The organism is Nocardia sp. NPDC003482 (genome assembly GCF_053588115.1).
Window position 1 is genome coordinate 373,384 of the sequence record NZ_JBSFPI010000003.1, and the last position, 12,800, is coordinate 386,183.

Below are 12,800 nucleotides of genomic sequence, written 5' to 3' on the forward strand. Positions count from 1 at the left end.
TTCACTCCCCCGGCTGTCCCACCGGCGCGACGGCGACGGTGATGTTGTCCCCGCCACCGCAATGCATGGCGTAGTCCACGAGATTGCGCGCGGCGACGGCGGGCGGCGCGGTGGTCGCGATCCCGGCCAGATCTCCGGCGTCGGGCAGGTAGTTCCACATGCCGTCGCTGCACAGCAGCAGCACGCCCGGTCCGCGCACGCGCAGCGACCGCACCGCGGTCTCGGCCGCGGAGTGCTGGGAGTCCGCGCCGAGCCAGCGGACCAGGGCGTGCGCGCGCGGATCGCGCATGGCCGCGGTCTCGTCCATCGCGCCGGAGTCCACCAGCGCCTGCGCCCAGGAGTCGTCGACGGTCAGCCGCCGCGAGGGCGGGTCGGCGCTCGCGCCGCCCGCGCGCAGCCAATAGGCCCGGCTGTCACCGACATTCGCGACGGTGATCTCGAATTCCCCACTGGCGCAACCGCGCAGCACCGCGGTCACGTAGGTGCACGACGGATTGTGCCCGGCGGCCACCGAGACCTCGCGCACGGCCTGGAACGCCGCCTCCAGCCCGGCCATCACCGCGTCGGCGGCGGCGCGGTCGGCGGCCAGCGCGGTCAGGCAGGCGTCCACCCCGGCGCGGGCCGCCGCGCCGGAGGCGGCCTGCGGATCCTCGGAGGTCGACACCCCGTCGCAGACCGTGATGATCACGGTGTCCGCGCCCAGCACGGCCGCCGCGACCGCGTCCTCGTTGCGCGCGTGCGCCTTTCCGCGATCGGTGACCAGCTGGACCATGCCCAGATCCGCGCTGGCCCGATCCGGCGGGCGGCGCAACTCGCCGCAGGACGCGCAGTAGCCGTCGCCGTCGAACGTCGCCGCGCCGCAGGACGCGCACGCCGCGGCCGGCGCCGGATCCAGTTCGGGCAGGGCCGCGCGGCGGACGCTGAGCTCGCCGCCGCACTGCTCGCAGAACCGGTCGCCGGAGCCGACGGCCGCACCGCACTCCGGGCAGTTCGCCGCGCTCACAGCGTCGTCCTCGCGCGGACCGCGTTGGCGCGGTCCACCAGCTCGAATCGAGCCCACATGTCCTCCGTCTCCCGGGCCAACTCCCGGTAACACCGCTCCATCCCGGCCCGCACCCCCGCCTCGTCGAAGGCCCGTCCCAGTAACGGGCCCTCCTTCGCGGGACCGCGTCCCGCCGCCAACCACGCCAACGCCGCCTCCAATACCCGCAGCCGCACCTGGGCCGCACGCCGTTTCGACTCGATGCCGAGCCGTTCGATCCGCTCGCCGCATTCGCGCAGCACCCCGTCGTCGACCGGGCCGCCGTCGTCGAGCAGCGCCTCCACCGCGGCGATGCCCGCCTCGGTGTACAGCGCCGAGGACGGCTGCACCTGATCGAGGACCGTCACCGCGCCCGCGCGGTCACCGTCCGCGCGGCGCAGCCGGGCCAGCCCGAACGCGGCGCTGACATAGGCGCGGTCGGTCCGCCACACGGTCGCGTAGCAGTCCGCGGCGCGCGCCCGGTCGCGGTCGGGGTCGGCGCCGTCGCGCGCCGCCAGCTCGGCCGCGACGGCCAGCGCCAGTTTGGGCGCGGCCTCGCCCGGGAGGGTGGCGTACACCGACTCGAAATCGGTTGCGGCGGAGGCGAATTCACCCGCGATCAGGTGCGCCTGCCCGCCGTACCAGGCCAGCCGCCAGTCCTCGCCCAGGGTGGGCGCGAGGGCGTCGAGCCGGGTCCGCGCGTCGGCCGCGTCGCCCGCCTCCAGCGCCGCGCGCACCAGGCGCAGCGGGATCTCCACCGATTCCGCCGATCCGGTCACCACCGACCGCAGCCCGGCCGCGAGCGCCGGTTCCAGTTCCCGGACCGTCGTGCCGCCCGTGGTGGCCAGCAGCGCCGCCCCGCTGTCGGCGGGGTCGACCAGCGGCACGGGCAGGGCGGCCACGATCGCGCGCGCGTCGCCGAGTCCCTCGGGGCGCGCGCCGAACACCGCGCGCGGCGGGCCGAAGTTCACCGACAGGCCGGGGCGCGGGGTGTCGTCCTCGGCCGCGAGCACCTCGCGCAGCACCCCGGTGAGCTGATCGGCGGTCTCCTCCATCGAGGTGAACCGCGCCCGCGGGTCGGAATCGGTGGCGCGCAACAGGAATCGGTACAGCGAATCGTGCCGGGCCAGCACCGGTTCGGCGGCGGGCCCGGGCAGCTCCGCGAAATGTCCGTCGCGCTGCGGCACGGTGAGCATCAGTACCGCCAGGGTACGACCCACGGTGTAGACCTCGCTGGCGATCGTGGGACCGGTGTCGGCGATCTCGGGAGCCTGATATCCGGCGGTGCCGTAGATCGCGCTGTGCTCGTCGTCCATCGCCATGACCGCGCCCAGATCGATCAGCTCGAGCCGCTCGTCGGTCTGCATGACATTGTCCGGTTTGAAGTCGCAGTAGGCGAGGCCCAGCGAATGCAGATAACCCAGCGCCGGAAGCATTTCCAGCACGTACGCGATGGCCTGCGCGGGCGGCAGCGGGGCGCCCTCGGTCTCGCGGTGGCGGCGCAGCACCTGTTTGAGGGAGACGCCGCCGACGTACTCCATCACGATGTAGTCGGTGCCCTCGTGCGCGACGAAGTTGAAGATCTTGACGATATTGGGGTGTTCGACCTGGGCCAGGAACCGCCGTTCGGCCGCGGCCGCCGCGGCGGCCTCGTGGTCGCCCGCGTTCAACAGCCCCTTGAGCACCACCCATCGGTCGTCGACCTTGGTGTCGGTGGCCAGATAGATCCAGCCCAGCCCGCCGTGCGCGATCGGGCCCGCCACCCGGTACTGACCGCCGACGAGATCGCCCGCGCTCAGCGTGGGCGAGAAGGAGAATCGGGTGCCGCAGTGCGGGCAGAAGCCCTCGGTGCGGCCCGGCGTGCCCGCGCGGGCGCGGCCGACGGGCCGTTCGCAGGTGGCGCAGAACCGCTTGCTCTCCGGCACCAGCGGATCGACGAGCACCGCGCCGGCCGGGTCCGTGCGCGGCACCCGCGGCACCTCGACCATGCCCGCGCCGAGCCGCCCGCGCCGCGACCGCGCCGAGGTGGATCGGGTGCGGGCCGAGCGGGTCGTGGCCGGGGCGGTGGTTTCCGTTGTGGCGGTGGGGGTTTCGGGCGCGATGCCGCAGGTGTCGCAGTAGCCGTCGACAATCGTTCCGGCGCAGCCCGGTTCGCCGCAGTTCATGCCCGCCGCCCCGCCTTCTCCGCGATGATCTGCTGATAGTCGGCCACCGCGCGGGTCACCGCGGCCAGATCGCACGGCAGGCGCGACAGCAGGCCGGTGGCGATGCGGTTGGACGACAGCACATCCTGATCTTCGCTCACCCCCAGTCGGGCGGCCTTCGCCTGGTAGGCCACGAGCCGTCCGCGCAGTTCGGCGCGGCGGTCCAGCAGCCCGCGGGCCAGCTGTTCGTCGGTGGCGGCGGTGTCCAGCGCGGCGGCGACCCGCAATCGGAATTCGAGCAGCGCCCGCGCGGCGGTGAGGGCCGATTCGCCGTCCGGGCGCGGCAGCGCGTCCAGTTCGGCGGCGAGCGCGGCGCTGGGATCGCCGTGCGCGGGCAGCGGCGCGGTGATGATCTTCCGTTCCACCTCCGCGCGCACGGTCGCGGCCCGTTCATGCACCGCGCGCAGATCGGCGAGCCGGGCCCGGGTCTCGGCGAGGCTCGCGTCCCAGTCGGCGGTCATGGCCCGCAACCGGACCAGGGCGTCGGACTCCCGCCGCAGCCGGTCGGCGAGTTCGCTTGTGCGCGCGTCGATCTCGGGCACGGTCAGGGCGAGCGGATCCGTGGCCGAGCGCGCGACGAGGTCGGTCACGGCGGCGGCGATCGCGCGCAATTCCGGGGACGCGCCGCCCAGCCGGTCGAGCTGGGCCTGCACCGGCGCGAGACCGGACAGCACCCGGGAGTTGACCGCGTCGACCGCGTCGAGCAGTTCGGCGATGACGGGAAACGAGGTGCGCATCCGGTGCAACGTGTCGGCGATCCCCACGAACAGCACCTTCTCGCTCGGTCCGGTGAGCGAGCGTTCGGCCATCGGGATCGGCACCCGGGACAGTTCGTGCGGGCGGTCGCGCAACAGCCGGGTGAGTTCCACGCGCTCGGCGTCGGTGGGGGTGGTGTGCCGGGCGCGCAGCACGCGGGCCTGTTCCAGGATGGTCTGCAACCGCCCGAAGTCCTCCCACATCAGATCGAGCAGCCGCCGCACCGGCCGCCAGCGTTCGGCGGTCACGCCGGTGGGCGGGTAGCCGCGCAGCAGCGTCAGGCCCGGATGCTTGTCCAGCTCGAGCAGGGTGGCGGTGATCGCGTCGAGTTCCCGTCCGCGGGCGGCCAATTCGGTGTCGATCTCGGCGACGGTGAGCACGGTCATCGGCGGCTCAATCGCTGTAGCGCGGGGGCGGGGGCCCGGAGCCGGGACCGAGCGCGGTCAGATGGGCGGCGTAGAGGCGTTGCCAGGTGCCGTCGGCGCGGATGCGTTCGAGCACGCCGTTGACGAACCGCACCAGCTCCGGTTCGCCCTTGGGGATGCCGATCGCGTACGACTCGAAGCCGAGCGGATCGCCGACCACGCGCAGGTTGTGGTCCTGCTGGGCCAGTCCGGTCAGGATCGGTTCGTCGGAGCTGACCGCGTCGACCTGACCCTGTTGCAGTTGCACGAGGCAGTCGGTCCAGTTGTCGACCGCGCGCACGGTGGGCCGATCGGGCAGCGCGAACAGCGGCCGCGCGGAGGTGGAGCCGAACGTCACGCACACCCGCTTGCCGCGCAGGTCGGCCGCGGCGTTCACCCCCGAATCCGCCGGGGCCAGAATGCGTTGCGCCGCACGGTAGTACACGGCCGAGAAGTCGATGTCGCGGCGGCGGTCACAGGTGGTGGAGAAGGTGCGCACGACCAGATCCACCTGATGCCGCTGCAACGCGGGGATCCGCTCGGCCGTCGAGACCGAGCGCAGCTCGACCAGATTCGGATCGCCGAGCAGATCGCGGGCGATCTCGCGGGCCAGATCGATGTCGAAGCCCCGCAGCTGTCCGGTGCCGGGGTCGCGGAAGCCGAACAGATAGGTGTTCTGATCCACGCCGACGGTGACCCGGCCCTTGGCGACGATCCGCGCCAGCGCCGAATCCGGCAGCGGCGCACCGGGTTTCGGCTGGGGTCCGGGGCGCAGGCTGGCCTCGGCGTCGCAGCCGCCCTCGGCCGCGGGCGCGGTGGTCAGCTCCGCGGCGGCGGGCGGTTCGGGCGCCACCGCCGCGACCGGGGGCCGCATCGGGACGGCCGGATCGGCGCCGCAGCCCGCCGTCGTCGCGGCGATCACGATCATCGCCGCCGCCCACGCCACCCGCCCGCCGATCACAGGAACTCCTTCAGCCGCGGCCAGAGCCCGGCGGCGATGCCGGTGGCCGCGAACACCATCAACACCAGTGTGCCCGGCGCCGCGCCGAACCAGGCGGTCCCGGCCCCGCCGATCTGCCGCCGCAGCTCCGCGCGGGTCGCGGCCAGGCCGTCGCGCAGGCTGGTGTCCAGATCGGTGAACCGCCGGGCCGAGGAGTCGGGGCCGTCGCCGATCGCCTGGTTCAGCGCCGCCGGATAGTCGGCGGAGTTGTAGCGCTCCAGCTGCGCGCGATGCCCGGCCAGCCACTGCGAGAGTTGCCGGCGCGCGGGCGAATCCGCGGTCGTCGCGCGGTCCAGGGTCGCGCTCAGGCGGTCGGTATCGGCGGTGAAGGCCTGTTCGCTCTCGGTGGGGTCGCCGCGGGTGATCAGCTCCAGCGTCTCGTCCGTGCGCGCGCGTTGCGCGAGAATCCTTGCCTGCGAGAGGTTCTCACCGCGCGCGGTGGGCCCATGCGGCGCGCCGTCGACGGCGTTGTCCGCGACGACGGTGGCGACCACGAACCACAGCAGCGCCAGGACCGCCGCGCCCGCCGCGGCGACCAGGCCGAGATTGACGCGACGATTGGTGCGGCGCAGCAGGACTCGCGAGACCGCGACCGCGCCGCCGATCACCAGCACCAGCAGGACCAGCGCGAACCAGGGCGGCCCGGTGATCGCCCGCTGATCGGCGCGCACCGCGGCCAACCGCTGTTCGGTCAGCCGAGCGGCGTTCGGCAGCAACGACTTCTGCATCAGGCCCGACGCCTCGCGCAGATAGGCCGCGCCGACCGGGAGGCCCTGCCGGTTGTTCGCCCGCGCGGTCTCCACCAGGCCCGTGTAGGCGGGCAGGTCCGCGGCGACGCGGGCGACGATCTGCCGGGTCGGTTCGTCGGCGGCGCCCGCGGCGGCGGTGGCCAGCGCGTCGGCGGCGTCGGCGAGCGCCTGCTGGTATTGCGCACGCACGCTCGGGGATTCGATGCCGCCGGACAGGAAGGCGGTGGCCGCGGCGGCGTCGGCGCTCGACAGCGCCACGTACAGCCGCTGCGCGGCGTCGGCGAGGGGTTCGGTGTGTTGCAGGGCCGCGTCGCGGCGGGCCGTGCGCGCGCTCGCCTCCTGCGCGCAGACCAGGCCGGTGAGCAGGCACGCCAGCACGCCGCCGATCACGACGGCGACGAGGACGCCGGGTGTGGTCGCGGCGAAGCGACGCACCCAGCGCAGCCATTGCCCCGGTGCCCGGAACTCCACGCGCCCCCCTCTGTCTGCCTCCGATCGCGATCGTACGGGAGCACGCGCCGGTTCGCCCGCGTTGCCCGCGAGTCCGTTCGCGGCCGATTCGCCTCCCTCCCGGGCGATCTCGGCGTAGAGTTGCCAGCTGTCTTCCGAGTCCAGAACCGCGGCTCCCCCTCCCACCTCCGACATCCGGGTGTGACGATGCCATTTCTCGACCGCCGCGAAGCCGGCCGACGGCTCGTCGGACGCCTGCGGGCGTTCAGCGGGCCCGATACCGTGGTGCTCGGATTACCCTGCGGCGGCGTACCGGTGGCGTACGAGGTGGCGACCGCGCTGCGCGCCCCGCTCGATGTCGCCGTGGTCCGCAAACTCGAGGTGCCCCACCGGCCGCGGCTGGTGTTCGGCGCGGCCGCCGAGGGCGGCGTGCGGGTGGTCGACGACGAGTTGCTGGTGCGCGCGTTCGTCTCGCCCGCGGAACGCGCGCGGCTGGAACGCGAGGCGCGAGAAGCGGTGTTGCGCAGGGCCGCTCGATTCCGCCGCGTCCAGGAGCGGTTGTCGCTGGCCGACCGGACGGCCGTGCTGGTCGACGACGGCGTCGCGACCGGCGCGACCGCGCGGGCGGCCTGTCTGCTGGCGCGCCGCCGGGGCGCCGCGCGGGTGGTGTTCGCGGTGCCGGTGGGTTCGTGCCGCCCGATCCGGGCGCTGGCCGCGCACGCGGACAATGTGATCTGCCTGGAGACGCCCGAGCTGTTCCACACGATCGGGCACTGGTACGGCGACTTCGAGCCGGTGCCCGAGAGCGCGGTGAGCGAGTTGCTCGACAGCGCCGCCGAACTGCTGCGCACGCCCCCGACCCAGCCGATCCGGTTGCATCGCGAACCCGCCGGACCATGATCGGTTCTGAAACAGGTTCTAGACATCTGCGTCGCGGTGTCTTACCGTCGAGACATGGCAAGCGATGTGTCTCATGCGGCGCGGTTCGAGCTGCGGTCCGGTGACGGCTGGCGCGATCCCTGGCCGATGTATTCGGCGCTGCGCGAACACGATCCGGTGCATCACGTGGCGCCCCCGGGGCGCGAGCACGAGGACTACTACGTGCTGTCCCGCTACGCCGACGTGTACGAGGCCGTGCGCGATCCCGAAACCTTCTCCTCCGCACAGGGTTTGACGGTCGACTACAACAATCTGAGCGAGATCGGGCTGGGCGACGACCGGCCCTTCGTGTTCACCGATCCGCCGGACCACACCGTGTTCCGGCGCAGTGTGGCCAAGGGCTTCACCCCCCGGCAGGTGGCCGAGATCCGCCCCGCCGTCACCGAATTCGTGATCGACCGGTTGGAGCGGCTGCGCGCGGCGGGGGGCGGGGACATCTCGGTGGAACTGTTCAAACCGCTGCCGACGATGGTCGTGGCGCACTATCTCGGTGTGCCCGAGGCGGATCGGCCGAAATTCGACGAGTGGAGCGAGGCCATCGTGGCCGCCTCCGCGCACGGCGGGGTGCAGCACGCGCAGGACGCGGTCGGCGAACTCATGGGGTACTTCACGGCCATGATCGAACGCCGCCGCGCCGCACCGGGGGACGACACCATCTCCCATCTGGTCGCCGCGGGGCTGGGCGCGGACGGTGACGTGAGCGGGATCCTGCGCATCCTCGGATTCGCCTTCACCATGATCACCGGCGGCAACGACACCACCACCGGCAATCTCGGCGGGGCGGTGCAACTGCTGACGTCGTATCCCGAGCAGCGGCGGCGGCTGCTCGACGATCCCGGGCTGATTCCGGGCGCGGTCGAGGAGTTCCTGCGGCTCACCTCGCCCGTGCAGGGCCTGGCCCGCACCGCCACCCTGGACGTGGAGATCGAGGGCGTGACCATTCCGGCCGGGCGGCGGGTGCTGCTGCTGTACGCGTCGGCCAATCGCGACGAACGCGAATTCGGTTCGGACGCGGGCGAACTCGATGTGACGCGCGGGCCGCGCAACATCCTCACCTTCGGCAACGGCAACCATCACTGCCTCGGCGCGGCCGCGGCCCGCATGCAGGCCACCATCGCCCTGCGGGAACTGCTGGCCCGCTGCCCGGACTTCACCGTGGACCTGGACGCGGTGCGCTACTCCGAGGGCAGTTACGTGCGGTGGCCGGTGCACGTGCCGTTCGTGGCGGGCTCGTGAACTGGATGGCCGAGCCGCGATCGCTGGGCGCGGCCGAGCGCATTCTCGACGCGGCGGCCGGATTGTTCGCCGAACGCGGGGTGGCCGCCACCCAGATGGCCGATATCGCCAAGGCCGCGGGCTGCTCCCGGGCCACGCTGTACCGCTATTTCGACAGTCGCCAGGCCGTGCAGTCGGCGTTCGTGCATCGGGAGGCCCGGCGCATCGGCGCGGCCGTGGCCGCCGAGATCGGCGCCCTCGAGGATCCGGGGGCGCGCGTGGTCGCGGGTGTGGCGGCGAGTCTGCGTGCGGTGCGGGCGGATCCGCTGCTGATCGCCTGGTTCCGGCCCGGGGACGCGGGCATCGCGCTGGGCATCGCCCAGACCTCCGAGGTCATCGAGGCCATCGCCGTCTCCCTGTTCGGCGCGCGTGCCCGCCCGCGCGACGGCGATCCGGCGCTGCTCGCGCGCTGGCTGACCCGGATCATCGTCTCGCTGCTGACCGTCCCGGGCCGCGACGAGGACGAGGAGCGGGAGATGCTGCGACGGTTCGTCGCCCCGTTGTTCGTGAACGCTCACATCTGATCGCCCCGACCCCGCGCCCGACCCCGGATGCTTCGGGCGCACCCGACCTCGGATGCTTTCGGCTGGGACGGATGACGGGTTGCGCGGCGGGGCGACGGGCTGGAGGGTTGGGGGCATGACTTCGCTCATCATGTCCGCCCGCGACCTCGAGTTCCTGCTCTACGAGTGGCTGGACGTGACGAGGTTCCTCGATCGGGAGCGGTATCGGGAGCATTCCCGGGAGACCTTCGATCAGGTGCTCGAGCTCAGCCGCGATCTGGCCGAGAAGTACTTCGCGCCGCACAATCGCGACAACGACCTGCACGAGCCGACCTTCGACGGGGAGAAGGTGCATCTGCTGCCCGCGGTGCGGCAGGCCCTGGACGCCTTCGCGGCGGCGGGGCTGGTGGGCGCGGGCATGGACGAGCGGGTCGGCGGAATGCAATTGCCGCACACCGTCTTCACCGCCTGCATGGCCTGGTTCTACGCCGCGAACGTGGCCACCACCAGCTATCCGATGCTGACCATGGGCAATGCGAACCTGCTGGCCGCGCACGCGACCCCCGAGCAGATCGACCGCTATGTCCGCCCGATGATCGCCGGGCGGTTCTTCGGGACCATGGCGCTGTCGGAGCCGCAGGCCGGATCCAGCCTCGCCGACATCACCACCAAGGCCGTCCCGCAGGACGACGGCGCCTACCGGCTGTTCGGGCGCAAGATGTGGATCTCGGGCGGGGACCACGAACTCTCGGACAACATCGTGCACCTGGTGCTGGCCCGGGTGCCCGGCGCGCCGGTCGGCACGCGCGGCATCTCGCTGTTCATCGTGCCGAAATACCTTGTGGCCGAGGATGGTTCGCTCGGTGAGCGCAACGACGTGGTGCTGGCGGGGATCAATCACAAGATGGGCTGGCGCGGAACCGTCAACACCGCACCGGTTTTCGGCGACGGGGCGTACCTGCCCGGCGGCGCGCCCGGCGCGGTCGGCTACCTCGTCGGCGAGGAGAACCGCGGGCTGGCCTACATGTTCCACATGATGAACGAGGCCCGGCTGGGGGTCGGCTTGGCCGCCACGGCGCTGGGCTACACCGGCTATCTGAAGGCACTCGACTACGCGCGGACCCGGCCGCAGGGCCGGGCGGTGACGGTCAAGGGTCAGAGCACCCCGCAGTTGCCGATCGTCCGGCATCCCGACGTGCGCCGAATGTTGTTGGCGCAGAAGTCCTATGCCGAGGGCGCGCTCGCCCTGCAACTGTACTGCGCGACCCTGATCGACGAGCAGCGCAGCGCCCCCGGCGGCGCGGAGTACCAGCGCGCGGGCGCGCTGCTGCGCATCCTCACCCCGATCGCCAAGAGCTGGCCCAGCCAGTGGTGCCTGGCCGCGAACGATCTGGCCATCCAGGTGCACGGCGGGGCGGGCTACACCCGCGACTACGACGTCGAACAGCACTATCGCGACAACCGGCTCAACCCCATTCACGAAGGGACGCACGGGATTCAGAGCCTGGACCTGCTCGGCCGCGCGGTGGTCGCCGACGACGGGGCGGGCACGGCGCTGCTGCTCGAGACCATCGGCGGCACCGTCGCCGCCGCCCGCGCCACCGCCGACGCCGAACTGGGGGACTTCGCGGACGCGCTCGCCCAGGCGACGGGCCGGATCGCCACCACCACGGCCACGCTGTGGAAGGACGGCGATCCCGACCTCGCGCTCGCCAACTCGGCCGCCTATCTGGAGGCGTTCGGGCATGTGGTGCTGGCCTGGATCTGGCTGTCGCAGGCGGTCGCCGCGCACGGGCGCACGAGCCGGTTCCACGACGGCAAGCGGGCGGCGGCGCGCTATTTCTTCCGATGGGAATTACCGCGCACCACAGCGCAATTCGATCTGCTCGACTCCCTGGACCGGACGACGCTGGATCTCGACGACGACTGTTTGTGATCTGTCCCGAGCCAGGTTTGGCAAAACCGCAGGGTGGTAAGGTTGTTGATAGTTCACCGACGCGAGGGCAACGGCGCCGCTGCACGCGCACTCCGGCCACCCGTGGGAAACAGATATGGACCTGCTCAATCCGATCGATGCCATCTTCCTTGCCGCCGAGACCCGTGAGCATCCGATGCATGTCGGCGGTCTGCAGGTGTTCGAGCCACCCGCCGACGCGGGCGAGGATTTCGTCCGCGAGATCTACGCGGGGCTGAGCGGCGCCACCGCGGTGCGTTCGCGCTTCCGCCGCCGCCCGCGCAAGCTCCTGGGCAACCTCACGAATGTGTCCTGGGCGCACGACGATCGGATCGATCTGGGCTATCACCTGCGCCGGTGCGCGCTGCCCGCGCCCGGCGGGGAGGCCGAGCTGCTGGATCTGACCGCCCGGCTGCACGCGACCCCGCTGGATCGGAACCGGCCGCTGTGGGAGGGGCGGATCATCGAGGGGCTGCGCGGCGACCGGTTCGGCGTGTACGTCAAGATCCATCACGCGCTGATGGACGGGGTGTCCGCGCTGCGGCTGTTGCAGCGCACCTGCACCGAGGATCCGCTGGACACGCGGCTGCGGGTGCCGTGGACGATGGGCCGCGACGCCACCGATCCGGACGAGGCGCCGAATGTGTGGGACCAGTTGCGCGGCATCGCCCCTCGGCTGTTGACCAGTGTCGGGGCGGGCGCGGCGACGCTGCGCGCGGTCCGGGAGGGACGGCTCGAACTGCCGATGTCGGCGCCCCCGACCATGCTCAACGTGCCGGTCGGCGCGGCGCGCGACGTGGCCGTCGGATCGTTCCCGATCGAACGCGTCCAGGCCGTGCGCAAGGCGACGGGAACCACCGTCAACGATGTCGTGCTCGCGCTGTCGGCCGCGGCGCTGCGAGCCTACCTGCTGGAACGGAACGCGTTGCCGGACAAGCCCTTGACGGCCATGGTGCCGGTGAATCTGCGCCGGGAGACCGACGACGATTCCGATGGCAACATGGTCGCGGCGCTGCTGTGCAATCTGGGCACCGATATCGCCGATCCGGTGGCGCGGCTGCACACCATCAGCGACTCCATGCGGCGGTCCAAGGAGGTCTTCGCCCAGTTGCCGCCGCTGGAGGCCGTCGCCCTGTCGGCCCTGCTGCTGTCCCCGCTGCCGCTGGTGTTCGCGCCGGGATTCCAAGCGCTGCCCCGGGTTCCGTTCAACGTGGTCATCTCCAATGTGCCCGGCCCGCGCAAACCGGTGTACCTGCAAGGGGCCCGGCTGGAGAGCAACTATCCGCTGTCCATCCCCTTCGACGGTCAGGCCATGAACATCACGGTCACCAGCACCGCCGACAATCTGGACTTCGGGCTCGTCGGCTGCCGTCGCTCGGTCCCGGACCTGTCCCGGTTCATCGGGCACATCGAGACGGCGTTGCGGGAAATGGAGGCCGCCGCCTGCGCTCGTGTCTGAGGGCGCCGCCTGCGCTCGTGTCTGAGGCCGCCGCCTGCGCTCGTGCCTGAGGCCGCCGCCTGCGCTCGTGCCTGAGGCCGCCGCCC

At 72.3% G+C, this 12,800-nt stretch carries 10 protein-coding genes; 5 read left to right on the forward strand and 5 right to left on the reverse strand.

Annotated elements, in window-relative coordinates; genetic code table 11:
* Position 1 precedes the first annotated feature (1 nt).
* From ACWDSJ_RS07050 to ACWDSJ_RS07070, 5 genes are read right to left on the reverse strand one after another with little or no spacing between them, the layout of a single operon-like run.
* Complete coding sequence (locus tag ACWDSJ_RS07050) at positions 2-1,003, reverse strand: double zinc ribbon domain-containing protein (RefSeq protein ID WP_450029894.1); 1,002 nt, start codon at positions 1,001-1,003, stop codon at positions 2-4.
* A complete protein-coding gene (locus tag ACWDSJ_RS07055; protein WP_450029895.1) occupies positions 1,000-3,186 on the reverse strand; it encodes a tetratricopeptide repeat protein in 2,187 nt (728 codons plus the stop codon). The genes ACWDSJ_RS07050 and ACWDSJ_RS07055 overlap by 4 nt, the downstream gene beginning before the upstream one ends.
* Positions 3,183-4,367 carry a hypothetical protein gene (locus ACWDSJ_RS07060; RefSeq protein WP_450029897.1) on the reverse strand — a complete coding sequence of 395 codons (1,185 nt, stop codon included), beginning with the start codon at positions 4,365-4,367 and terminating at the stop codon, positions 3,183-3,185. Before ACWDSJ_RS07060 ends, ACWDSJ_RS07055 begins: the two co-directional genes overlap by 4 nt.
* A gap of 7 nt (positions 4,368-4,374) precedes the next feature.
* On the reverse strand, positions 4,375-5,313 hold the full coding sequence (locus tag ACWDSJ_RS07065; RefSeq protein ID WP_450030024.1) for a glutamate ABC transporter substrate-binding protein: 939 nt from the start codon (positions 5,311-5,313) through the stop codon (positions 4,375-4,377).
* 29 nt (positions 5,314-5,342) lie between these two features.
* Positions 5,343-6,605, reverse strand: coding sequence for a hypothetical protein (locus ACWDSJ_RS07070; RefSeq protein ID WP_450029899.1), 1,263 nt, complete (start codon positions 6,603-6,605; stop codon positions 5,343-5,345).
* 186 nt (positions 6,606-6,791) lie between these two features.
* On the opposite strand from ACWDSJ_RS07070, the gene ACWDSJ_RS07075 reads away from it, so the two are divergent.
* The 5 genes from ACWDSJ_RS07075 (at position 6,792) to ACWDSJ_RS07095 (ending at position 12,714) form a co-directional block, all read left to right on the forward strand.
* Positions 6,792-7,484 (forward strand): phosphoribosyltransferase, encoded by a 693-nt coding sequence (locus ACWDSJ_RS07075; RefSeq protein ID WP_450029901.1) that lies wholly within the window; start codon positions 6,792-6,794, stop codon positions 7,482-7,484.
* Between the two features lie 54 nt (positions 7,485-7,538).
* The gene (locus tag ACWDSJ_RS07080; RefSeq protein ID WP_450029903.1) at positions 7,539-8,759 is read left to right on the forward strand and encodes a cytochrome P450; all 1,221 of its coding nucleotides are present in this window, start codon (positions 7,539-7,541) and stop codon (positions 8,757-8,759) included.
* Positions 8,760-8,764: 5 nt separating this feature from the next.
* Complete coding sequence (locus ACWDSJ_RS07085; protein ID WP_450029905.1) at positions 8,765-9,322, forward strand: TetR/AcrR family transcriptional regulator; 558 nt, start codon at positions 8,765-8,767, stop codon at positions 9,320-9,322.
* Positions 9,323-9,437: 115 nt separating this feature from the next.
* Positions 9,438-11,237 (forward strand): acyl-CoA dehydrogenase, encoded by a 1,800-nt coding sequence (locus ACWDSJ_RS07090; protein WP_450029907.1) that lies wholly within the window; start codon positions 9,438-9,440, stop codon positions 11,235-11,237.
* 115 nt (positions 11,238-11,352) lie between these two features.
* Entirely contained in the window at positions 11,353-12,714 is a 1,362-nt protein-coding gene (locus ACWDSJ_RS07095; RefSeq protein ID WP_450029909.1) for a WS/DGAT/MGAT family O-acyltransferase, read from the forward strand.
* Positions 12,715-12,800: the final 86 nt, after the last annotated feature.